General features: G+C 72.2%; 22 protein-coding genes. 11 read left to right on the top strand and 11 right to left on the bottom strand.

The genetic code is table 11. The features are described from left to right. Nucleotides 1-39: 39 nt before the first annotated feature. Both Nocox_RS22125 and Nocox_RS22120 read left to right on the top strand, forming a co-directional pair. Nucleotides 40-2,391, top strand: coding sequence for a beta-galactosidase (locus tag Nocox_RS22125; protein WP_157383313.1), 2,352 nt, complete (start codon nucleotides 40-42; stop codon nucleotides 2,389-2,391). Further along, on the top strand, nucleotides 2,388-3,026 hold the full coding sequence (locus tag Nocox_RS22120; protein ID WP_020545709.1) for a bifunctional 4-hydroxy-2-oxoglutarate aldolase/2-dehydro-3-deoxy-phosphogluconate aldolase: 639 nt from the start codon (nucleotides 2,388-2,390) through the stop codon (nucleotides 3,024-3,026). The genes Nocox_RS22125 and Nocox_RS22120 overlap by 4 nt, the downstream gene beginning before the upstream one ends. 5 nt (nucleotides 3,027-3,031) lie before the next feature. Here the strand turns inward: Nocox_RS22120 and Nocox_RS22115 are convergent, their stop codons facing one another. Then, a complete protein-coding gene (locus tag Nocox_RS22115; RefSeq protein ID WP_020545708.1) occupies nucleotides 3,032-3,745 on the bottom strand; it encodes a FadR/GntR family transcriptional regulator in 714 nt (237 codons plus the stop codon). Nucleotides 3,746-3,843: 98 nt separating this feature from the next. On the opposite strand from Nocox_RS22115, the gene Nocox_RS22110 reads away from it, so the two are divergent. From Nocox_RS22110 to dgoD, 3 genes are read left to right on the top strand one after another with little or no spacing between them, the layout of a single operon-like run. Beyond that, the gene (locus Nocox_RS22110) at nucleotides 3,844-4,029 is read left to right on the top strand and encodes a hypothetical protein (protein ID WP_084685823.1); all 186 of its coding nucleotides are present in this window, start codon (nucleotides 3,844-3,846) and stop codon (nucleotides 4,027-4,029) included. Then, complete coding sequence (locus tag Nocox_RS22105) at nucleotides 4,026-4,778, top strand: SDR family NAD(P)-dependent oxidoreductase (protein ID WP_020545706.1); 753 nt, start codon at nucleotides 4,026-4,028, stop codon at nucleotides 4,776-4,778. The genes Nocox_RS22110 and Nocox_RS22105 overlap by 4 nt, the downstream gene beginning before the upstream one ends. Before the next feature lie 11 nt (nucleotides 4,779-4,789). Beyond that, nucleotides 4,790-5,935: a galactonate dehydratase gene (gene dgoD, locus Nocox_RS22100; protein ID WP_020545705.1), complete on the top strand. Its 1,146-nt coding sequence runs from the start codon at nucleotides 4,790-4,792 to the stop codon at nucleotides 5,933-5,935. A gap of 198 nt (nucleotides 5,936-6,133) precedes the next feature. On the opposite strand, the gene Nocox_RS22095 is transcribed toward dgoD, so the two are convergent. The 5 genes from Nocox_RS22095 to Nocox_RS22075 all read right to left on the bottom strand — a co-directional run bounded on the left by Nocox_RS22095 (nucleotide 6,134) and on the right by Nocox_RS22075 (nucleotide 10,926). Continuing rightward, nucleotides 6,134-6,400 (bottom strand): NAD-binding protein, encoded by a 267-nt coding sequence (locus Nocox_RS22095; RefSeq protein ID WP_020545704.1) that lies wholly within the window; start codon nucleotides 6,398-6,400, stop codon nucleotides 6,134-6,136. Between the two features lie 63 nt (nucleotides 6,401-6,463). Continuing rightward, entirely contained in the window at nucleotides 6,464-7,912 is a 1,449-nt protein-coding gene (rox, locus tag Nocox_RS22090) for a rifampin monooxygenase (RefSeq protein ID WP_020545703.1), read from the bottom strand. Nucleotides 7,913-8,109: 197 nt separating this feature from the next. Further along, nucleotides 8,110-9,360, bottom strand: coding sequence for an MDR family MFS transporter (locus Nocox_RS22085; RefSeq protein ID WP_020545702.1), 1,251 nt, complete (start codon nucleotides 9,358-9,360; stop codon nucleotides 8,110-8,112). After that, nucleotides 9,357-10,439 (bottom strand): PLP-dependent cysteine synthase family protein, encoded by a 1,083-nt coding sequence (locus Nocox_RS22080; protein WP_051112691.1) that lies wholly within the window; start codon nucleotides 10,437-10,439, stop codon nucleotides 9,357-9,359. Before Nocox_RS22080 ends, Nocox_RS22085 begins: the two co-directional genes overlap by 4 nt. 73 nt (nucleotides 10,440-10,512) lie before the next feature. After that, on the bottom strand, nucleotides 10,513-10,926 hold the full coding sequence (locus Nocox_RS22075; RefSeq protein ID WP_157383312.1) for a hypothetical protein: 414 nt from the start codon (nucleotides 10,924-10,926) through the stop codon (nucleotides 10,513-10,515). A gap of 265 nt (nucleotides 10,927-11,191) precedes the next feature. Between Nocox_RS22075 and Nocox_RS22070 the strand changes: the two genes are divergently transcribed. The 3 genes from Nocox_RS22070 (at nucleotide 11,192) to Nocox_RS22060 (ending at nucleotide 14,408) form a co-directional block, all read left to right on the top strand. Then, nucleotides 11,192-12,592: an MBOAT family O-acyltransferase gene (locus Nocox_RS22070; protein WP_219495489.1), complete on the top strand. Its 1,401-nt coding sequence runs from the start codon at nucleotides 11,192-11,194 to the stop codon at nucleotides 12,590-12,592. A 27-nt stretch (nucleotides 12,593-12,619) separates the two neighbouring features. Beyond that, entirely contained in the window at nucleotides 12,620-13,780 is a 1,161-nt protein-coding gene (locus Nocox_RS22065) for an alginate O-acetyltransferase AlgX-related protein (protein WP_020545698.1), read from the top strand. A 61-nt stretch (nucleotides 13,781-13,841) separates the two neighbouring features. Next, complete coding sequence (locus tag Nocox_RS22060; protein WP_020545697.1) at nucleotides 13,842-14,408, top strand: RNA polymerase sigma factor; 567 nt, start codon at nucleotides 13,842-13,844, stop codon at nucleotides 14,406-14,408. Nucleotides 14,409-14,446: 38 nt separating this feature from the next. On the opposite strand, the gene Nocox_RS22055 is transcribed toward Nocox_RS22060, so the two are convergent. After that, the gene (locus Nocox_RS22055) at nucleotides 14,447-15,637 is read right to left on the bottom strand and encodes an RNA-guided endonuclease InsQ/TnpB family protein (RefSeq protein ID WP_026214871.1); all 1,191 of its coding nucleotides are present in this window, start codon (nucleotides 15,635-15,637) and stop codon (nucleotides 14,447-14,449) included. Further along, entirely contained in the window at nucleotides 15,630-15,842 is a 213-nt protein-coding gene (locus Nocox_RS22050) for a transposase (protein ID WP_020545695.1), read from the bottom strand. The genes Nocox_RS22055 and Nocox_RS22050 overlap by 8 nt, the downstream gene beginning before the upstream one ends. A gap of 164 nt (nucleotides 15,843-16,006) precedes the next feature. On the opposite strand from Nocox_RS22050, the gene Nocox_RS22045 reads away from it, so the two are divergent. Then, nucleotides 16,007-16,612 carry a hypothetical protein gene (locus Nocox_RS22045; protein WP_020545694.1) on the top strand — a complete coding sequence of 202 codons (606 nt, stop codon included), beginning with the start codon at nucleotides 16,007-16,009 and terminating at the stop codon, nucleotides 16,610-16,612. A gap of 27 nt (nucleotides 16,613-16,639) precedes the next feature. Here the strand turns inward: Nocox_RS22045 and Nocox_RS22040 are convergent, their stop codons facing one another. Then, complete coding sequence (locus Nocox_RS22040; RefSeq protein WP_020545693.1) at nucleotides 16,640-17,575, bottom strand: aldo/keto reductase family oxidoreductase; 936 nt, start codon at nucleotides 17,573-17,575, stop codon at nucleotides 16,640-16,642. A gap of 130 nt (nucleotides 17,576-17,705) precedes the next feature. On the opposite strand from Nocox_RS22040, the gene Nocox_RS22035 reads away from it, so the two are divergent. Continuing rightward, on the top strand, nucleotides 17,706-18,152 hold the full coding sequence (locus tag Nocox_RS22035) for a winged helix-turn-helix transcriptional regulator (RefSeq protein ID WP_026214870.1): 447 nt from the start codon (nucleotides 17,706-17,708) through the stop codon (nucleotides 18,150-18,152). On the opposite strand, the gene Nocox_RS44185 is transcribed toward Nocox_RS22035, so the two are convergent. Beyond that, complete coding sequence (locus Nocox_RS44185; protein ID WP_020545691.1) at nucleotides 18,153-19,088, bottom strand: GbsR/MarR family transcriptional regulator; 936 nt, start codon at nucleotides 19,086-19,088, stop codon at nucleotides 18,153-18,155. It lies immediately after the preceding gene. Between the two features lie 207 nt (nucleotides 19,089-19,295). Between Nocox_RS44185 and Nocox_RS22025 the strand changes: the two genes are divergently transcribed. Next, entirely contained in the window at nucleotides 19,296-20,951 is a 1,656-nt protein-coding gene (locus Nocox_RS22025; RefSeq protein WP_026214869.1) for a serine hydrolase domain-containing protein, read from the top strand. Here the strand turns inward: Nocox_RS22025 and Nocox_RS22020 are convergent. After that, nucleotides 20,923-21,612 carry a DUF998 domain-containing protein gene (locus tag Nocox_RS22020; RefSeq protein WP_020545689.1) on the bottom strand — a complete coding sequence of 230 codons (690 nt, stop codon included), beginning with the start codon at nucleotides 21,610-21,612 and terminating at the stop codon, nucleotides 20,923-20,925. The two genes, Nocox_RS22025 and Nocox_RS22020, sit on opposite strands and share 29 nt — an antisense overlap. Between the last annotated feature and the right edge of the window lie 148 nt (nucleotides 21,613-21,760).

Here is a 21,760-nt window from a genome sequence, read left to right as displayed (position 1 = left end):
TAGTAGTATTTTTTCTCATTGCCATAGTACTGTGCGGCTGTGCGACGACTCGAGATCCCGAGCCGGATCCCTCCGCCCGTGGAAGGCCATCTGCGGCTGGGCGACGACCCTCGCCGGCCGGACGCGATCACCGTGAACTCCCGGTATCTGAGCCGGAGGGGCGAGCCGTGGTTCCCGATCATGGGGGAGTTCCACTACGGCCGCTACCCGGCGGCCGAATGGCGGGAAGAGCTGCTGAAGGTGCGGGCGGGCGGGGTCACGGTCGTCTCCACGTACGTCTTCTGGAACCTGCACGAGGAGCGGCGCGGCGTCTTCGACTGGAGCGGCGACCGCGACCTGCGCAGGTTCGTGACCACCTGTGCCGAGCTGGGGCTCGATGTGGTGGTACGGATCGGCCCGTGGGGGCACGGCGAGTCGCGCAACGGCGGCTTCCCTGACTGGGTGCTGGAGGCCGACTGTGTGCCACGGACCGACGATCCCCGCTACGTCGAGCTGGTCCGGCCGCTGTTCGAGCAGATCGGAGCCCAGCTCGCCGGCCTGACCCGCGAGCATGGCGGTCCGGTGGTGGCGGTGCAGGTGGAGAACGAGCTGTACGACCAGCCGGGCCATCTCGTCACGCTCAAACGCCTCGCGCGGGCGGCGGGCATCGACGCGCCGCTGTGGACGGCGACCGGCTGGGGGCACGCGCAACTGCCGCCTGACGAGGTGATCCCGTTGTTCGGCGGGTACCCGGAGGCCGCGTGGGACACCGCCCATGACGGCTGGCCGCAGCAGAGCCGGGCCCACTACTTCTTCGGGCCCGGCCGGGACGACGACTCCATCGGCGCGGACCTGCGTACCACCGAGGTGACCGGCTCGGACCAGAGCCGGCTGGCCCGCTACCCGTTCGCCACCTGCGAGCTGGGCGGTGGAATGTACACCTCCTACCACCGCCGGCCGATCGTCGAGGCCGCCGACATCGCCGCGCTGGGACTGGTGAAGCTGGGCAGCGGGTCGGTGTGGCAGGGCTACTACATGTACCACGGGGCGTCCCAGAAGATCGGCGCGCTGTCCACGCTGCAGGAGTCGCACGCCACCGGTTACCCCAACGACTGCCCGGTGGTCAGCTACGACTTCCAGGCGCCGCTCGGCGAGTACGGGCAGTTCCGCGACTCCTTCCACCACCTGCGGCTGCAGCATCTGTGGCTGGCCTGCGACGGACCGGAGCTGGCGACGATGACGCTGGTGATGCCGCCGGACGCCCCGGCCGACCTGGCCGACCGGGAGACGCTGCGCTGGTGCGTACGTTCCGACGGTCGCTCGGGATTCTTGTTCGTCAACAATCACCAGCCGGTCGAGTCCCTGCCCGCCCACGAGGCGGTGCGGTTCGCGGTCGAGCTGGACGGCCGCGAGCTCGTCGTGCCGCGTGAGCCGGTGACGGTGCCGTCCGGGGCGTACTTCGTCTGGCCGCTCGCGCGTCCGGTCGGCGGCAGCCTGCTGCTGAGCGCCACCGCGCAGCCCATGGGGGTGCTGGACGCCGGCGAGCCGGTCCACGTCTTCTGCCAGACCGCCGGCATCCCGGTGGAGCTCGTCTTCGACGCCGTCACCGTAGCCGAGGTCGAGGGTCCCGCGACCGTGGTCCACGAGGCCGGCCGCGTCGTGGTCACTGATCTCGTGCCGGGTCCCGGGTGCCTGGTGCGGGTGCGTGACGCGTCCGGTGCCCGCGCGGCCGTCCTGGTCCTGGACGCCGCCGGCGCCCTGACCGCGGCCCGGGGGCGGCTCTGGGGGGCTGACCGGCTGGTGCTGAGCGAGCGGCCGGTGGTGATCGAGGAAGGCCGCCTGGTGGCCTACGGTCAGGGCTCCTCCGACGTGCGGGTCTTCCCTGTTCCGGACTTCGCGACGCGGAGCGACGGCGTGTTCGGCCTGCTGCCGGTGCCCGCCGCCTCCTGCCAGGCGCCCGAGGTGAAGGTGGAGGAGGTCGGGCAGGCGGGCCCGGCACGGCGGCCGGTGATCGATGCCGCCTCCGGGCGGGCCTCCGCGCCCACCGACGCGGACTTCGAGCAGGCCGCGGTGTACCGCGTCACCGTCCCCGCGGAGGCTTTCACGGGCGAGGAGGAGCTGCTGTTGCGGTTGGACTGGGTCGGCGACGCGGGCCGCGCCCACGTCGGCGGCCGGCTGGTGGCCGACCAGTTCTGGTACGGCCCGGCCTGGGAGATCGGGCTGCGCCGCTTCCGCGAGGAGATCGTGGAGCACGGGATCGAGGTGCGGCTGCTGCCGCTGAGCGAGGACGCCCCGGTGTTCGTCTCGCCCAAGGCGCGGCCCGCCGCCTACCCGGGCGGCTCCGTCCTGGAACTGCGCTCGGTCACCCTCGTCCCGGTGCCCCGCACCGTGATCGGGGAGGCCGGGCGATGACGACACTGGACGAGGCGCTGGCCGCTCTGCCCGTCATCGCCATCATCAGAGCCGCCGGATCCCGCCACCTCAAGACCGTGCTGGAGACCCTCGCCGGCGCCGGCGTCCGCGCTGTGGAGGTCACCATGACGACTCCTGGCGCGGCCGAGGCCATCCGATGGGCGTCCGGGGGCGGGCTGCCGGGGGTGGCGGTCGGGGCGGGCACGGTGCTCGACGTGGCCTCGGCACGCCAGGCCGTGGACGCCGGCGCCGGTTACCTGATCACACCGGCTGTGCTGCCCGAGGTGATCGGGGAAGGGCGGCGGCTCGGCGTCCCCGTCCTGCCGGGGGCGTTCACGCCGACGGAGATCGTACAGGCGTGGTCGCAGGGGGCCGCCATGGTCAAGGTGTTTCCCGCGGGTGCGGCGGGCGGCCCCGGCTACATCAAGGACGTGCGGGCCCCGTTGCCGCGGATCCCGCTGGTGCCGACCGGCGGCATCCGGATCGAGGACGTGCCGGGCTACCTGCGGGCAGGGGCGCACGCCGTGGGGATGGGCTCGCCGCTGCTGGGCGACGCGTGCGCGGACGGCGACACGGCGGCGCTGGCCGCCCGCGCGGAGCGGCTGGTCGAGATCGTCAGGGGCTCGGATGGGTGAGCCGGTCAGCTCGGGCGAGCGTGCACCTTCTTGGCCAGGTCGACGTCCGCGACGGAGCGTTCGACGAGCGCCCGCATCGCGGTCTCGGCAGCCTTCGGCCGCTGCTTGCGTACGGCGAGCAGCACCTCGGCGTGCTTGTCGGTGGATTCGCCGGTGAGCGTCGCGTGCACGAACTGGTCACGCAGCCGCAGCCCCGCCTCGATCGCGGTGGCCATCTGCGCCATCAGTTCGTTGTGGGCGGCGCGCAGCAGGGCGTGGTGGAAGGCCAGGTCGGCCTCCACGTGATCGGCGGCCGGTCTGCCCGCCGCGGCCCGCATGGCGGCCAGCGCGTCCTCCAGGTCGGCGAGGTCGCGATCGGTGCGGCGCTGCGCCGCCATGCGCGCCACGGCCGGCTCGACGGTCAGCCGCACCTCGCCCAGCTCGTCCAGGAAGGTCTCGTCCACGCGGTCGGCGAAGCGCCAGCGCAGCACGTCGGCGTCCAGGAGCGCCCAGTGCTCGCGCGGCGCGACGAAGGTGCCTCGCCTGGGCCGGGCTCCCACCAGGCCCTTGGCGGCCAGCACGCGCAGCGCCTCACGCACGGCGGTCCTGCTCACGGAGAAACGTTCCTGCAGCCCCGCCATGTCGAGGTCGTCGTCAGGGGAGATGTCGCCGTTGACGATGGCCGCGCCCAGGGTGTTGACCACCCGGTCGTGCGCACTGGATCTCCCGATCTCCGTCATGGCGGAATCATGCCACGCCCGTACTCGCCATGGATCGCCGGCGCCACTTGTAAGCATACTAGTGCGAAAAGTAATCACATTTATGGAGGGCCGACCTCTTGTCCGCGTTGACCATCACGCTCTGGGACTTCACCCGGTACGCCAGGACCGGCCCAGGAGAGGCGTTCGAGGACCTGGACCGGGCCTTCACCGAGGCGGTGGCGCTGCCCCTGGTGTTCGGCGAGGGCGGGGTCGGCCGCACCCCGCTGCGCGCCACCTTCGAGCTGTTCGCGGAGCGGCGATGAACGGCCGCTTCGAGGCCAGGACGGCCCTGGTCACCGGCGCCGCCTCGGGCATCGGCGCGGCCACCGCCCGCCGCCTGGCCGCCGAGGGCGCGCGGGTGCTGCTGGCCGACATCGCCGACGAGCGGGGCCGCGAGGCCGCCGCCGCGATCGGGAGGCGGGCCGCCTTCGCGCACCTGGACGTCTCCTCCGCCCGCGACTGGACGGCCGTCCTGGAGGAGGTGCGTGATCGGTTCGGCCGCCTCGACGTGCTCCACGCCAACGGCCCCGGCCGGGTCGTGCCGGCCCGCCCGGCGCACGAGATGCCGGAGCCGGACTGGGACCTGCAGATCGACGTCTCGCTCAAGGCCGCCTACCTGGCGGCGCGCACGTTCTGCCCGCTGCTGGCCGAGACCCGCGGCGCCCTGGTCATCACCTCCTCGGTGCACGCGCAGACCGGCATCCGGGGCTGCGCGCCGTACGCCGCCGCCAAGGGCGGCCTGCAGTCGCTGACCCGGCAGCTCGCCGTCGAGTACGCCCCTCAGGTGCGCGTCAACGCGATCGTCCCCGGCCCGATCATGAGCCCCGCCTGGGACGGCATCGACGAGCAGGGCCGAGCCGCCACCATCGCGGAAACCCCGGCAGGTCGCTTCGGCACCCCCGACGAGGTGGCCGCCGCCGTCGCCTTCCTCGCCGCGCCGGAGGCCTCGTTCATCACCGGAGCCTGCCTCAACGTGGACGGCGGCTGGAGCATCTCCACCACGTCCTCCTAGAACGGAGCCCCATGAAGATCGCGTCCATGGACACCTTCCTCGTCCCGCCGCGCTGGCTGTTCCTGCGCGTCCGCACCGACGAGGGGGTCACCGGCTGGGGCGAACCGGTCGTCGAGGGCCGGGCCGAGACCGTCAGGGCCGCCGTCGCGGAGCTGGCCGACCACCTGATCGGCGCGGACCCGCTCCGCATCGAGGACCACTGGCAGGTCCTCACCAAGGGCGGCTTCTACCGGGGCGGGCCGGTGCTGTCGAGCGCGGTCGCCGGCATCGACCAGGCGCTGTGGGACATCGCCGGCAAAGCCGCCGGGCTGCCCGTGCACCAGCTGCTCGGCGGCCCGGTACGCGAGAAGGTCCGCATGTACGCCTGGATCGGCGGCGACCGCCCCGCCGAGGTGGCCGAGCTCGCCGCCACCCAGATCGAGGCCGGGTTCACCGCCGTCAAGATGAACGGCTCCGCCGAGCTGACCGCCATCGACACCCCGGCCCGCACCATGGAGATCGTCCAGCGCGTCGCCGCCGTGCGCGAGGCCATCGGCGAGCACCACGACCTGGTGGTGGACCTGCACGGCCGGGCCTCCACCGCCATGGCGCGGCGGCTGCTGCCGCTGCTGGAGCCGTACCTGCCGCTGTTCGTGGAGGAGGCGGTGCTGCCCGAGCACTCGCGCAACCTGGCCGCGCTCGCCGTGAGCACCTCGATCCCGCTCGCGACCGGCGAGCGGTTGTTCTCGCGGTGGGACTTCCGCGAGGTCATCGGGCACGGCATCGCCGTGGCCCAACCGGACGTGAGCCACGCCGGCGGAATCTCGGAGGTCCGCCGGATCGCCGCCATGGCCGAGACCTACGACGTGACCATGGCCCCGCACTGCCCGCTCGGCCCCGTCTCCCTGGCCGCCAGCCTGCAACTGGCCTTCGCCATCCCCAACTTCCTCATCCAGGAGCAGAGCGTCGGCATCCACTACAACGAGGGCAACGACGTCCTGGACTATCTCGTCGATCCCGCCCCACTGACCTTCCCCGGCGGGTACGCCACCCGCACCACCCGCCCCGGCCTCGGCATCGAGATCGACGAGGCCGAGGTGGAGCGGATGGCACGGCAGGGTCACCGCTGGCGCAGCCCACTGTGGCGGCACGCCGACGGCTCCTTCGCCGAGTGGTGACGGCGTCGGTCCTGAACGGCAGGTCTCGGCGTCCACGAGCCGGACTTCGCCGTCGTGGCGGACGCGTTCGCCGGAGATCCCCCGCCCGCGCCTGGCTCCAGCTGACGATGCTGCGGATGCTGCCGTTCATGCCCGGCGCCCGCAACGTCATAGCGAAGATCATGCAACCGGTCCGGCAGGCCGCCAACGCCCTCACCCTCAAGCCGTACGCCGGCACTCTCCGAGACCGTCGTCCACCGCGACGTCCTCCGGCTCAAGCTGCAGCCCCGACGCCGTCGCCTGCAGGTCGAGCAGAATGGCGAAGTCCTCGTCCACCCGGCCCGTGCCGACGCTGGCCTGGACGAGCTGGGCGGTGAGGGCGGTGACCGGCATCGGCACGTCCAGCGCGCGGGCGGCGGCGAGCCCCAGGTCGAAGTCCTTGCGCAACAACGGCGGTGTGAACGTCGGCGTGTAGTCCAGGTGCATAAACCGCCTGCTCGTGGCCCTCGACAGGACCTTCGCCGGCCGGCGTCGGGAATGTCGGCGAGATCAGCCGGCGGGCCTGCCGAACCAGCGGGACAGGTGGTCGTCCAGGTCCCGCTGGTCGTCGCCGATCCACGCCACGTGGCCGTCGGGGCGGAGCAGGACGCACGGAGCATCCAGCGCCGCCGTGGCGTCCGCCAGGTGATCGACCCGGTCCGACCAGCCGCCGGCGGTCAGCCGTCCGGTGCGGTCGAGCACCAGACCGCGGCCGCGACGCAGCAGGCCGTAGAGGTGGCCGTCCTTCACGTCGATGTCACCCAGGCGGCGGCCGAGCAGGTCGGGGCCTTCGCCGAAGTCGTAGCGCACGTCGATCGCGGCGATCTTCCCGACCAGACGGCGGTTGACCTCGTCGATGTCCATCAGCTCGGCGACCAGCCTGCGCACGGCCCGCGCGCCCGGCTCGGCGGACGTCAGTTCCGTCTGGGCGCGGGTGTTGTCCAGCACGTCCTCGGCGACCGGACGGCGTTCGGCCTGGTAGGTGTCCAGCAGGGTGTCCGGCGCCCAGCCGCGGATCTGCGCGGCCAGTTTCCAGCCGAGGTTGAAGGCGTCCTGAACGCCAAGGTTGAGGCCCTGTCCGCCGATGGGCGGGTGGATGTGCGCCGCGTCGCCGGCCAGCAGCACCCGCCCGGCCCGATAACGTTCGGCCAGCCGGGTGGCGTCCCCGAAGCGGGACAGCCAGCGGGGGGAGTGGACGCCGAAGTCGGTTCCGGCGAGGGCGCGCAACTGCCGCCGGAACTCCTCGAGGGTGGGCGGTTCCGCGCGGTCGCTGAGGACCTCCTCGGCGGGGACCACGACGCTGTAGACGCCTCCGCCGAAAGGGCGGAGCCAGAAGCGCTGATGGGTCTCGCGCAGCTCGGCCGTCCTGGCGGCGATCTCCTCCTGCGGGACACCCACTTCCATCTCGCCCATCAGCGTGTCGTTGCGCGAGGGCTCACCGGGGAAGCCGACGCCGAGCAGTTTGCGGACCGTGCTGCGCCCGCCGTCACAGCCGACGAGATAGCGCGCGCGCACCCGTTCCCCGCCGGCCAGCTCGACGGTCACGCCTTCGTCGTCCTGGTCGAGACCGGTGACCGCGCGACCGCGCCGGACCTGCGCGCCGAGTTCGGTGGCGCGTTCCTCCAGCAGGCGTTCGACGACCGGCTGCGGCATGCCGAGCAGGTAGGCGTACGCGGAATCCAGGCCCTTGGGCGCGGGTTTGGCGATGCCGGCGAAGACGCCGGCGGCCGGACGCCGTCTCCCGTGCGGGAGAAGGCGGTCCAGCAGCCCGCGCATCGCCATCAGTTCGAGGCTGCGGACGTGCAGGCTGACGATGCGGACGAACGACTTGGGCTCGGTCTCCTTCTCCAGGACGAGGACCCGTACGTCGTGCAGCCGCAGTTCGGCGGCCAGCGTCGCGCCGGTCGGCCCGCACCCGGCGATGATCACGTCGAAGGCGGGGAGCTGCGAAGAGCGCATGTGGTGTTGCCTTTCGGGAGTGCCCTGTCGGCGGCGCTCCCGGCGACACCTACGTCAGTCGCCGGCCGTGACGGAGAAGGGGGAGCACCCACGTCGATGTGTCGTTCATGGGTCTCACCTCCTCGGGCGGTGTCACGGTCGCCTGCAAGCTACAAGCCCGCACATCACCCCGTCCAACCCTTTTCCGGCTGTGACGATCAGGCAGGGCCGATGGCCGCGGCCTCGCCCGCCGGGGACAGCCGTCCGCGCCGGTCCAGCCGTCTGACCGCCCCCGCCGACATCAGCCCCGCGACGGCCAGCAGCAGCCAGGGCAGACCGTCCAGCCGCGAGGCGCGGGCCGCGTCGATGAGGACGCCGGACAGCAGGTTCCCCACCATGATCCCGAGGCCGGACAACAGGTTGTACAGACCGTAGTAGGTGCCGATCAGCCGGTCTCCCGCCATGTCGGCGATGGTGGCCATCTCGAACGGGAAGGCGACCAGCGTGCCCGCCGTGAGCAGGACGGTACAGCCGGCGACGGGAAGCATCGCCCACCCCGCCGGCAGCCGCAGCCCCGCCGTGGCGGCCAGGGGGAGGAACGCGATGCCCATGAGCGCCAGTCCACGGCTGATGGCCTGGCCGCGGCTCCAACGCTTCGAGCACCACGCGGTCAGCCGCACCTGCCCGGCGATGCCGAGCAGCGCCGAGATCACGTACATGGCCGTCACGCCGGCCTCGCCGCCGCCCGAGCGCTGCACCTCCAGCGGCAGAGCCAGATACGTCTGGTACGACAGCGCGCACGAGGCGATCATCGCCGCGGCGAAGGAGACGAAGGCCCGGTCGCCGAACGCCTGCCGCCAGTCCCGCAGCACCGGCTGCCGGTCGGCGGCCGGAGCCCGGCGGGCCGGCAGGCACAGGCCCTGGAGGACCGTCAGGACCGCGAAGATCGCCGCCGCCGACAGGCACACCGCGGTGAACCCGGTGGTGAGCAGGACGACGCCGACGACCGGCCCGAGCAGGATGCCCGCCTGGTAGAACACGTTGAAGACGGCGAACGCCGCCACCTTGCGCTCACCGGCCGCGCCGGCCAGGTAGGCGCGGGCCGCCGGGTTGAACAGCGCGCCGGCGAAGCCGGTCACGACGGCGGCCACGATGAGCAGCGGCAGCGAGGTGGTCAGCCCGAACAGGGCGAACCCGGCGGTACGCAGCGCGCACCCCGCCATGATCACGGGTTTGTGGCCGAGCCGGTCGGCCAGCGTCCCGCCGATCAGGAACATGCCCTGCTGACTCAGGTTCCGCAGCCCCAGGACCAGCCCGATCGTCCAGGCCGCCAGCCCGGCCCCGGCCGAGAGGTACTGGGCGAGGTAGGGCATGAGCATGAAGAAGCCGAGGTTGATGCCCGCCTGGTTGATCTGCAGGAGCTGGATCGGCCGCTCGAAGGAACGGAACTCGCGCAGCGTGCCCCTCATCGGGCGCCCGCCAGCGGGTCGGTCACGGTGGCGCAGCGCGTCCAGCGGTGCACCTCGCGCTCGGACGGCGCCGCCAGTGTGTCCGGCTCGTCGGCGGGGACGGCGGCAAGCAGGCCGTGAGCACGGCAGTAGTCGTCGTCGAAGACGGTGTCCCAGTACCGCCACGGCCCGTCAGGGAAGATCGCGACGATGGTCTCCTCCGGCCTGGTCCGGGCCAGCCAGCGGGCCACCAGGCTGACCGCGCCGGTGCTCCAGCCGCCCGAGACGTAGTGCCGGGCGGCCAGCCGGCGGCAGGCCCACACCGCTTCGGCGGGGCTGACCCAGTGCACCTCGCTGAAGGCGTCGTAGGCGACGTTGCGCGGATGGATGCTGGAGCCGAGGCCGCGCATCAGCCGGGTCCGTGCCGGCTGGCCGAAGATGGTGGAGCCGATCGTGTCGACGCCGACGAGCTTCAGCCGCGGGAAGTGCCGGCGCAGCACGGCGTGGATGCCGGCGCTGTGCCCGCCGGTGCCGACCGAGCACACCAGCGTGTCGATGCGGGGAAGCCGGCCGAGCAGCTCGTGCGCCAGTCCCGCGTAGGCGTCGACGTTGTCGGGGTTGTTGTACTGGTCCGGGCAGTACGAGCCGGGGCTGTCGGCCAGGAGCCGCTGGACCCGCTCCCGGCGGGCCTGCTGCCACCCGCCGGTCGGATGCGGCTCGGTCACGATCTCCAGCCGGGCCCCGTAGGAGGCGAGCAGCCGGCGCATCAGCGGCTCCATGCCGGGGTCGCCCACCAGCACGACCGGATGGCCGAAGACGATGCCGGCCAGCGCCAGGCCGAGCCCCAGAGTCCCGCTGGTCGACTCGACGACGGTGGCCCCCGGCTGGAGGTCTTCCCTGGCCAGGGCCCGGCGCACCATGTGGAGGGCGGGCCGGTCCTTGATGCCGCCCGGGTTGAACCCTTCGAGCTTGGCCCAGAATCCCGCGCCCTCGGCTGCCGGGATGTAGGCCAGCGGCGTGTTGCCGACGGTGAGGGAGAGGGAGGAACAGCCGGCGGGCGGCACCTCGTACGGGCGTGCGAAAGCAGCTGGTGACGACATGAATTTTTTCCCCGAAGTGAATGCGCGTATCTCACGGCATGAAGCGATGGACGACGAGAAAGCGTCGTCCGCCCTACAGGCGCATCACACAGAGGTTTCCCGGAGCGGGAAGGGCCGCACGGCCGCTGCCGCACGGTCCGGACGCCGCCTCGACGAGAGCCCGCGCCGCGGTCACCGGCAGGGCCGCCTGCGGCAGCAGGAGGATGGGCGCGGCGGCCGAGCCGATCGCCGAGCAGTCCTGCTCGGTTCCGTGCTGGTGGCGGGGCGGCAGGTTCCGGTGCAGGCACGGCTGCCGGTAGGCGGTGCCCGCGCTCTCCACCGCTGTGCCGTGGCTGACGCCTTCCGCGCGTTCGACGGCCGCGCACGCGCCCCCGTGGGCGAACACCGTGCCGACGACCGAGACGATCACGAGCAGCACATGCGCCGCCAGCCGGCGGGCGCGGGACGTGGCCGGACGGCGGGAACGGGCTGGTCGGACGGCGTGCATCACCGGTGATGATGCCCATGCGGCGCCGGGGCGCGCCCGGGGAACGGCCAAGGTTCCCGTAAAACTCGCCTGAAGGATTGCGGCCTGGCGCGGTAATGACCGGTGACCGCACACACCAGGAAAGGCCCCCATGAACGAGATCGTCACCACGCCGTCCGACCCCGGCCCGCGACGGCGTGCCAGAGGTTGACGGGCAGCCGAGCACGAACCGGAACCCCTCTGGACACCGATGTCGTTCGCCTCCCCGTTGTTCCTGTGGCTCTTCATGCCGGCCACACTCCTGACCTTCTGGGCGCTCCCGAGCCGTCACCGCAACGCGGTGGTCGCCGCGGCCAGCCTGCTCTTCTACACCTGGGGCGCCGGGCCGCACACCCTGCTCCTGCTGTCGGCCATCGCCGTCAACTACGGGGCCGGCCTGGCGCTGGACTCGGCGCGGCTACGGGGTCGGCCCCGGGCCCGCCGCGGCGTGCTCCTGGCGGCCGCCGGCTGGAACGTCGCGATGCTGGCGGTGTGGAAGTACGCCGGTTTCGCCACCGAGCAGATCGACGCCCTGACGGCCGCGCTGGGTCTGGGCCACAGCCCGATCGTGACCCTGGCGCTGCCGATCGGGATCTCGTTCTTCACCTTCCACCACCTGTCGTACGTGGTGGACGTCTACCGCGGCAGCACGCCGGCCCAGCGAAGCCCCGTCCGGTTCATCACCTACATCGCGATGTTCCCGCAGCTCGTGGCGGGACCGATCGTCCGCTACCACGAGATCGCCGAACAACTCGGCGACACCCGCAGGGACCGCCTCGGCGACCTCGCCGCCGGCTTCCCCCGCTTCGCCCTGGGCCTGGCCAAGAAGGTGATCGTCGCCGACTCGCTCGCCTCCGTCGCGGACGCCGCGTTCGCGCAGGCCGGCGGGGCGGTCAACACGCCGACGGCGTGGCTGGGAGCGTCGGCCTTCGCCCTGCAGATCTACTTCGACTTCTCCGGCTACTCCGACATGGCCGTCGGCCTGGGCCTGATGTTCGGGTTCCGGCTGCCCGAGAACTTCGACCGGCCGTACTCGGCGTACTCCGTCACCGACTTCTGGCGGCGCTGGCACATGTCGCTGTCGCGCTGGTTCCGTGACTACGTCTACATCCCGCTCGGCGGCAACCGGGGCGGCGCGCCGCGGACCTACCGCAACCTGCTGATCATCTTCGTGCTCTGCGGCTTCTGGCACGGGGCCGACTGGACCTTCCTGGTGTGGGGCCTGTACCACGGCGCCCTGCTGGTGGTCGAACGGCTGCTCGGCTGGGATCGTCCGCCGGGCGCCGTCTGGGCCCTGGCGCTGCGCCGCGCCGCGACACTCCTGCTGGTGGTGGTCGGCTGGGTGTTCTTCCGCGCGGAGAGCATGACGCAGGCGTGGGGCATGCTGCGGGCGATGTTCACCTGGCGGCCGGGCGAGCTCGACGAGTTCGTCGCCTGGGCGGCCAACCACCAGCGGACGGCCGTCTTCGCGCTGGCGCTGGCCGTGGTGGCGCTGCCGGCCTCGCGGGCGCTCGGGCCGCTGATCCAGACGGGCCGCGGGACGGCGGCGCGGCTGGCGCGCGCCGCGGTGACGTGGGTGGCCGCCCCCTACGCCGCGGTGCTGGTCGCCGCCGGCACGTTCAGCCCTTTCCTGTACTACCAGTTCTGATGGGGACACCTTCTGATGGGGACACCGATGACCCTCGTACGGAGCCGGGCCCGATCGGCGGCGCTCGCGGCGGCGCTGTTCTTCTGCGGTCCCGCGCTGGCGTTCGCCGCGGGCGAGCGGGCGGTGGAGATCGAGAACCGCAGGCTGCCGGAGTTCCCGGCGCTGTCGCGCGGCTGGGCGGTCGTGCCGGAGGTGGAGGCGTGGGCGTCGGCTCACCTGCCGTTGCGGCAGCACGCCGTCCGCGCCAACGCCGCCCTGTCGGAGCTGCTGTTCAAGGAGGCCCCGTCGTACGGCACGGCGGGGGCCCCGGGCTATCCTCGCGTGATCGAGGGGCGTGACGGCTGGCTCTACTTCGGCGACGACGTGACCGAGGCGTGCCGGCCGCGCTGGTCCATCACCGAGACCTTATGGCGGGTGCGCCGCCTGGCCGAGATCGTACAGAGGTCCGGAAGGCGGTTCCTGTTCACCGTGGCTCCCGACAAGACCACCGTGCATCCTGACCGGCTGCCGGAACGCTTCCCTGGCCAGTCCTGCCTCCGCCGGCGCAAGCAGGAGTTCTGGGCCGCGCTCCGGGCCGCCGATCTGCCCGGGTTCGTCGATCTCCGGGACCGGTTGGAGCGGGCGCAGCGCGAGTCAGGCACGCCCGCGTACTGGCGGACCGACAGCCACTGGACCGAGCACTCCGCCGGCCTCTACGGCGCGGAACTCGCCCGGGCACTCCAGCCGGGCCTGTCCCGGGACACCCGGCTGGTCAGGACCGGGCAGGCGCCGCGGAACGGCGACCTGGGCGGGCTGCTGGGCATCCCCGTCGAGGAGGACATCGACCGGTGGCGGCTGGTCCGCGACGGCGTGCGCCGGGTCCGGCAGGACGATCGCGACCTGCCCGTGTCGTTCCGCACCGTCCACCGGTCGGACCAGGCGCCGCTCTACCAGCCCCGGACGCTGCTCATCGGCGACTCGTTCACGCGCAACTCGCTGCCGTGGGTGCTGCCGTACTTCGCCGACCTCACCTATCTGCGCAGCGACGCGCCGGCCAGGACGGGGCTGGACCAGCTCGTGGAGAAGGTCGCCGAGAGTGACACGGTGGTGTTCGAGATCGTGGAGCGGTATCTCGTCGGCGGGCACGCCGAGATGCTGGACGACGCCGTGCTCGCCGCCCTCGACGAAGCGCTCTCAACACTCCCGTGAAGAATTTCGGCCTGGCGTGGCAATGACCGGGTGACCGCGTACGCCAGGAAAGGTCGCATGCATGACAATCCCTCGCGAAGCTGTCGAGGTCGACGACGCGCGCCTCATCGAGAGGTCGCTCGACGAGCCCGAGATCTTCGCCACGCTGTTCGACCGGCACGCGCCGCTCCTGCATCGCTACGTGACCAGGCGCCTCGGGCCCAGCGAGGCGGAGGACGTCGTGGCCGACACCTTTCTGGCCGCCTTCCAGCACCGCGGACGCTATGACCGGCGGCGCTCCGATGCCCGGCCGTGGCTGTACGGCATCGCCTCCAACCTGATCGGCCGCCGGCGGCGTACCGAGATGAGCCTCTACCGCGCCTACGTCCGCAGCGGCGTGCACCCGGCGGAGCGGTCCGGGTTCCCGGTCGAGGACGGCGCCGACACCCTGGCCGTCAACCGGCCGCTGGCGCTGGCCCTGATGAAGCTCGCCCCGGCCGACCGCGACGTGCTGCTGCTCGTCGCCTGGGCCGAACTGAGCTACCAGGAGGTGGCCGACGCGCTGGCCATCCCGCCGGGGACGGTCGCCTCGCGCCTCAACCGGGCCCGTCTCCGGATCCGTCAAGCCCTGAGCCGACAAGGAGAATGACCGTGACTCCTCCGCCCCCAAAAGAGGGCGGCTTCTTGCTAAGCCGCTGCGGCTTCGCGAAGGGCAAGCCCTGCCCTCAGAATGTTGATCGCCGCGTTGACGTCGGCGTGCGCGGTGTGACCGCACGCCCTACAGGCGAACTCGGCTTGGGTGACGCGGTTGTCTTTCGCCAGGTGCCCGCACCGGGCGCACGTGCGGGAGGTGTTGCGAGGGTCCACGGAGATCAGCTCTCGACCGGCGCTTTCAGCCTTGTGCGCGAGGATGCCCAGGAACACCCCCCAACCCGCGTCCAGGATGCTCTTGTTCAATCCGGCCTTGGCCGCCGCGCGATTGGGCAGGTAGCCGCCTTCCCCGTCCGGTTTCGGGGCTGGGCTCCTGGTCATGTCCGCGATCCGCAGGTCCTCGTGCACGATCACGTCGTAGTCGCGGATCAGCGCGTTCGCGGCCTTGTGCGCGCCGTCGAGCCGTTGACGCCGGACCTTGCCGTGCAGGGCCGCGACGCGGGCGACCGCCTTACGGCGGCGTCTGGACCCGCGCTTGTTACGGGCGAGGTCCCGCTGAGCGGCCGCCAGCTTCCCGGCGGACGCCTCAAGGTGTCGCGGGTTGCCGACCTGCTCGCCGTCCGAGGTGGTCAACAACGACGCCACGCCCATGTCCACGCCGACGACCGCACCCGTGGCGGGCAGGATCTCGGCGGGCACGTCGTCGCACGACAAGACGACGTACCAGCGGGAGCCTTCCCGCTTCACGCTGATCGTCTTCACCCGGCCCCGCACCGGGCGGTGCCGGTGCACGCGGACCTGCCCGACGCCTTGAAGACGGACGAACGTGGCGGAAGGGTGCTCGGGCTGGGAGTCCCACCGGCAGCCGTCGCCGTCCTTGGGCCACTCAACCGTGTCGAACCAGCCCCGGCCCTTGAAACGCGGGAAGCCCGGAGTGCGACCGGCCTTGACGCGGCCGAAGAACGCACCGAACGCCTTGTCCAGGCGGCGCAGGGTGGCCTGCTGGGAGGAGAACGACCAGCGCGCCCGATCGGGGTCGCCGGCGCGGATCTCCTTGAGCTGGGCGGACTGGTCGCCGTACCGGATCGACACCCTGGACCGCCTGTACGCCTCGCGCCGCTCCTCAAGCGCCGCGTTGTACAGGACGCGGTGGTCGTCCAGGCACGCGGTGAGCGCCGCCTGCTGGTGCGCGGTCGGACGCATGAGGAACTTGTAAGACCTACGCACGGCCACCCGCCTTGGGCGCCCGCTCATACCGCGTCCCGACGATGTGACGCCGCACCGTCTTTGCGGACACGGCGCCGGCGGTGGCCACGAAGCAGGACCGCGACCACAGCGTGGGCAACCGGGAACGCAGGTGACCGAACCCGGCACGCAGGTGGTGCGAGGTGAACCCCTTGAACTGGCTCGCCGCACCGGGGGAGGTGCGCACCTGACGAGTCACACGATCATATCCAGCGTCACATATCCAGTACGTGATGAACGGAGATCTCTGATGCCCGAATCTGGCGGGTCACTGCACGCTCGGGCCTTGGCGGCCCTCCCGCTCCCGATTCCCCCGACGGCTGAAACCGCCGGTCCACTCTGGAGGTACTGATGGACGCGCTGAAGGCCATGTGGCAGGACGTCCCCCCGGCCTCCCCGCAGGAACTCGCCGGAGCACGGCAGCGGCTGCTCCGCCGGATGCGTCCCCGGCGACGTGTCGTCACCGGCCCACGGCTGCTGGTCGCGGCCGGTGTCGCGGCGGGACTCGCCGTCACCCCGCTGATCAGCGGCACCGGGACCTCCGCCTACGCGGTGGCCAAGAGCCCGGACGGCACGGTCACGGTCACCGTCAACGAACTGCGCGACCCCTCGGGGCTGGAGGCCAAGCTGGCGGAGGCGGGCGTCAAGGCCGACGTGACCTTCCTGGGCCCGGACGGGCGGTGCGCGGCCCCTCGGTTCGTCAGCGTGGACCGGGCCTACGACGGGGCGCCGGCCGCGGACGCGGCCGAGATGCGTTCACTCGTGAAGGAGTCGCGCTCGTTCAAGGCCACCCAGGTGACGTCCGTCCGGACGATCCAGATCTCCCCGCGGTACATCAAGCCCGGTGAGACGCTGGTGGTGGAGTTCCGCGACAACCGGAACCCGCACGTGCCCTGGCGGCTCGGCGCCTGGCTGGCCCAGGCGGGCACCCCCGTGCAGCCCTGCACACCCGGATGACCCCCGGCCCCGCCGAGACGGCGGGGCTCAGGTGCGGCCGGAGTCGCCGCCCATGCCGCCGGCCTGCGCGCTCCTGGCGGTCTGGTGCTGCCCGCGGCCGATCTGGTCCAGCTCGGCGAGGTCCTCGCCGGAGAGGGAGAGCCCGGCGCCGGCGACGTTCTCGCGCAGGTGCGCCACGGACGAGGTGCCGGGGATGAGCAGGATGTTGGGCGAGCGGTGCAGCAGCCAGGCCAGGGCGACCGACATCGGCGTGCTGTCCAGCCGGGCGGCCACGGCCGTGAGCGCCGAGGACTGCAGGGGGCTGAAGCCGCCGAGGGGGAAGAAGGGCACGTAGGCGATGTCCTGCCGGGCGAGCTCGTCGATCAGCTCGTCGTCCTGGCGGTGGGCGAGGTTGTACATGTTCTGCACGCACACGATCGGCGCGATCGAGCGGGCCTCGGCGACCTGCCCGGCCGTCGCGTTGCTGACACCGAGGTGCCGGACCAGGCCCTGCCGCTGGAGTTCGACGAGCGTCTCGAACGGCTCGGCGAGCGAGCCGGGCCGCGGGCCCCGGGCGTCGCCGAGCCGGAGGTTGACCACGTCCAGCGTGTCGAGGCCGAGAGCTTCGAGGTTGTCGAGGACGGCGCGGCGCACGTCCTCGGGCCGCCGGGCGGGGGGCCAGCCGCCCTGCTCGTCGCGGATCGCGCCGACCTTGGTCACGATGTGCAGCGTCTCGGGGTACGGGTGCAGCGCCTCGCGGATCAGCCGGTTGGTGACGCGCGGCCCGTAGGCGTCGCTGGTGTCGATGTGGGTGATGCCGAGGCCGACGGCCTCGCGCAGGACGGCGAGCGCGCCGTCGTGGTCGGCCGGCGGGCCCATCACCCCGGGGCCGGCGAGCTGCATGGCGCCGTAGCCGAACCGGGTGACGGTCAGGTCGCCCAGGGTCCAGGTGCCGCCGGGAAGCGAGGTGGGGAACGTGCTCATGTCTCTGCCTTCTGGTGTCGAAAGAGGGTGGTGCCTGACGGCTCCTTGCTTCAGCATGGTGGGGTAGCTTCCTGAGAGGAAGCAGGCACTCCGAAGTGCGTAGGTCACCCACGGGTTGGAGGAGCGGGCGATGGCGACGACGACGGCGGCCCAGCAGCGAGCGCAGGCCAAGGCGGAGTACGACGCCTTCCTGGCGGCCTGCCCGAGCCGTCAGCTGCTCGACCGGATCTCCGACAAGTGGGTCGCCCTGATCCTGGCCGCGCTCGGCAGCGGCGGCTCGGCCCGGCCGGACGCGGACTGCGCGGGCGAGCCCCGGGCGATGCGGTACTCGGAGCTGTCCCGGCTGCTGGCCGGCGTCAGCCAGAAGATGCTCACGCAGACGCTGCGCTCCCTGGAGCGGGACGGTCTCCTCACGCGCACGGTGAAGCCGACGGTGCCGGTCACGGTCTCGTACGAGCTGACCGGCCTCGGCCTGTCCCTGCACCACCTGATGCGCGGCCTCAAGTCCTGGGCCGAGACGCACATGGACGACGTGCTCGCCCACCGCGAGACCTACGACCAGCGGGACGCCGGATGATCAGGACGGCGCGGACCTCTCGGCCAGCGCGTCGCGTTGCGCGGGGCTCAGGCGGTCGGGTCTCGGGGCGACGGCGTACGCGCCGCGCCCGTCCCGCTCCACGGCGAGCGGGTCGGAAAGGGACGGACGGCGGCTGATCGCGTCGAGGGCGGCCGCCGCCCGCCGTGCGGGCCAGCCCAGCGCGGCGGCGAGGTCGTCCACGGTGAGCGGCCGGGCGGCGTGCACCAGCGCGGCCACCACGGTGAGCGCGTCGCCCGCGACGGCGTCGGTGAGGCCGCCGCCGTCCATCTGCTCGCTGATCCAGGCGAAGAACCCCGCCATCCGGCCCAGCCGGGCGGCGGCGGGCGTGCCGGGGCCGAGGATGTCGATCCCGCGCCGCGCGGCCGCCGCGACCTCGGCGTGTGCGCCGGTGTCTGCCACGAGGGCCCGGAGCCAGACGTCGTCGTCGACGACGTAACGCTCGCGGCGGCCGGCGTCCTGGCTGCGCCGGACCAGCCCCATCGCCGCGAGGTAGGCGACGGCCTTGGACACCGACGCCGGGCTGACGTGGAGGCCGCGGACGAGATCGGCGGACGTCAGGCTCCCGGATCCGGCGGTGAGCAGGCAGACGAACACGCGGGCGGGCATCCGGGGGAGACCCGTCCCGACCAGCAGCGTCGCGAACTCCTCGACGAAGGCGCGTACGGACTCGGCCGGCCCGTCGTCGCCCGGAGGCTCCGCGGCCGGGACCGGTCCGCGCCGCCGGGCGCGCCGCCCGGCGGTCTGCTGGGCGCGGTCGGCGAGGTAGCCGCCGGGCGAGCTGTTGCGGGCCACTTCGCGGCTGACCGTGGAGGTGGGCCTGCCGAGCCGCCTGGCGATCTCGGCGTAGCCGAGCCCCTCGGCCAGCCAGCTCGCGATCTGACGGCGGTCGTCGTGGGTCAGCCTGCCTCCGGGCATCGGACCGCCCTCCTGTCGGTGCGTTCACCCACAGTACATTGCAACGAGCGTTCGCGGCGAATTGCATTCATCGACAATACTGTTGCAACGATTCGCGCGACATTCCCTTGTAGAAGCCCTTTTTTGACGGCTTTTCGTTGACGCTTCTGGAAACGCAACGTAGCCTTTTCCCGCCCGGAAAAGAATCGACAGAATGAGGCGGCCCTCATGGTGACAGCGTTGGACGTGCCCCGGACGCGGGCGCGCGTCTCCGAACTGCTGGCGGAGTACCGGATCCCGAGCGCCGTGATCGGCGTCCTCAGCGGCGGCCAGGTCACCGACTTCGCGGTCGGCGTCAAGAACGTCTCCACGGGCGAGCCCGCGACGACCGGCACCGTCTACCAGTGCGGCTCGGTGTCCAAGACCTGGACCGCGCTCGCCTTCATGCAACTCGTCGACGAGGGGAAGGTCGCCCTGGACGAGCCGGTGCGGACCTACCTGCCCGGGTTCCGGGTCGCCGACCCCGGCGTCAGCGCCCGGGTGACCTGCCGTCATCTCCTCAACCACACCAGCGGCATCGAGGAGAGCTACGGCGACCCGGGCGAGGACGACGACGTGTACGAGCGCATGGTGGCGAACATCGCCGGCGCCGCCCAGGTCCACCCCCTGGGCCACACCCACGGCTACAGCGCGGCCCTCGGCTACGCGATCCTCGCCCGTGTCATGGAGGTGATCGACGGCAGGCGGTGGGACGACATCATGAGGGATCGCCTGTTCGGCCCCCTGGGGCTGACCTCGACGACCACCCGCCGCGAGCACGTGGACGAGAGCCGCGCCGCGACCGGGCACCTGGTCCGGTCCCTCGACGAAGGGCCGGTCCCGTCGCCGCTGGGTCACCTGCCGCGCGCCTTCGGCCCCGGCGGCAACGTCAACACGACCGCCCGGGAACTGCTCACGCTGGCGTACGTCTTCCTCAACGAGGGAAGGGCCCCGGACGGCACCAGGATCGTCTCGCCCGGCGTGATCCGCGAGATGACGGGGTCGCGGGTGCCGATGCCCGAGCCGTACATGTTCGGGCCGGCGTGGGCGCTCGGCCTCGTCGTGTGCGACTGGCACGGTCAGACCGTCTACGCCCACGACGGCAGCGCGGTCAGCCAGAGCGCCCGCCTGCGGATCCTGCCGGAGCCGGGCCTCGCCGTGACGATGCTGACGAACGCCGGGCCGTGCGACGGCCTCTACCGGAAGGTGTTCGGCGAGATCCTGGCCGGCCTCGGCACGGTCACGGTCCCCGGCCTGCCGGAGCCCGATCCGGCCCTCGTCCTCGACCTGTCCAGGTACGAGGGGGTCTACGAACGCCCCGGCGCCCGCTTCGAGGTGACGTCCGAGGGCGGGACGCTCCACCTCGGATCCACGCTGAACCCCGTGGAGGCGCGGCTGCTCGGCAAGCCGGAACAGCTCGACCACGAGCTGCTGCCGATCAGCGAGACGCATTTCCTGATGCCGCCCGCCGACCCGGCCGAGGATCCCCAGACCGTCGCGATCTACGATTTCGAGCACGGCGCCGCCCGCTATCTCCATCTCAACGCCCGGGTGCATCCGAGAGCCGACGAGGAGGGCGCCACGGTGCACGTCATGGTCGTCTCCAGGATTTCCGACCTCGACGGGTTCTGGGGCTCGCTGAAACAGGCGTACGGCCGGCTTCCCCGGGGCGCCAGGTGGACGATGGCGGTGGCGAGCGCCGACGGGACGCAGGCGGTGAACGTCATCGTCCACGACTCGCTCGACGGCGTCAGGAGCTTCTTCGAGGAGCACGCCGGCCCCTTCGCCACGACGGACTACTTCGAGGCCGACGCGGTCAACGCGGTCGGCCTCCCGGCGACGTAGCCGTACCTCGCCCCGCCGTTCCGTGCCGCAGCAGCCACAGTCCGGTGACGAGGAGCCAGAGGGTCAGGGGATTCGCCGCCACCCGTTCCATGCCGCCGGAGCCGAGCCCGAGGTCGATGCCGACCAGCAGCAGGACCGTCGCCGCCAGCCCGGCCGCCCCGCAGGCCACCGAGAAGCGCGACAGCCAAGGGGCCGAGCGCGTGGTCGCGACGCCGAGCGCGACCATCGCCGCGTTCTGCGCCACGAAGCCGATGAGCGCGGGAACGCTGTGCAGGGCGAGGTCGGCGTTCTCCGGCACCAGGCCGACCACGATCACACCCGCTCCGGACACCGCCAGCAGGACCAGGCCGGCGGTGGCCGACCTCCTCGCCGGCCACGCCCGGCGGGTGAGCACGGCTCCGGCGACGACCAGCAGCCCGTACGCGACGAACGAGCCGTTCATCAGCCAGTGCAGCGGCGAGCACACCTGGAGCGTCGAGCCGTCGATCTGCTCGAACGGCCCGCACGCGGTGTTGCCCAGGTCGCTGATGGCGTTGCGGGCGAAACTGTAGGGGCTCGGCCAGGCGGCCGCCACCAGTAACTCGACGACGAGGTTGTGCAGCGCCGCGATCCAGCAGACGGCGCCGATCCGGACACCCCGCCTTGCGGCTGACTCGTTCATGCTCCTGCTCCGAGAGCTCGCGATCGATGCTCCTGACCCGCTGATCGCTTCCCCCGCCGCGCGGGTCCAACCGCGCGCTCCGGCACATCCCGGTGATCGCCGATTACACTCCGGAACGGCATCCGCCCCGATCAGAGGAAGACGACCT

Source organism: Nonomuraea coxensis DSM 45129, assembly GCF_019397265.1.
GTDB classification, from domain to species: Bacteria; Actinomycetota; Actinomycetes; order Streptosporangiales; family Streptosporangiaceae; genus Nonomuraea; species Nonomuraea coxensis.
This window is presented reverse-complemented; position numbering and strand designations above follow the sequence as displayed.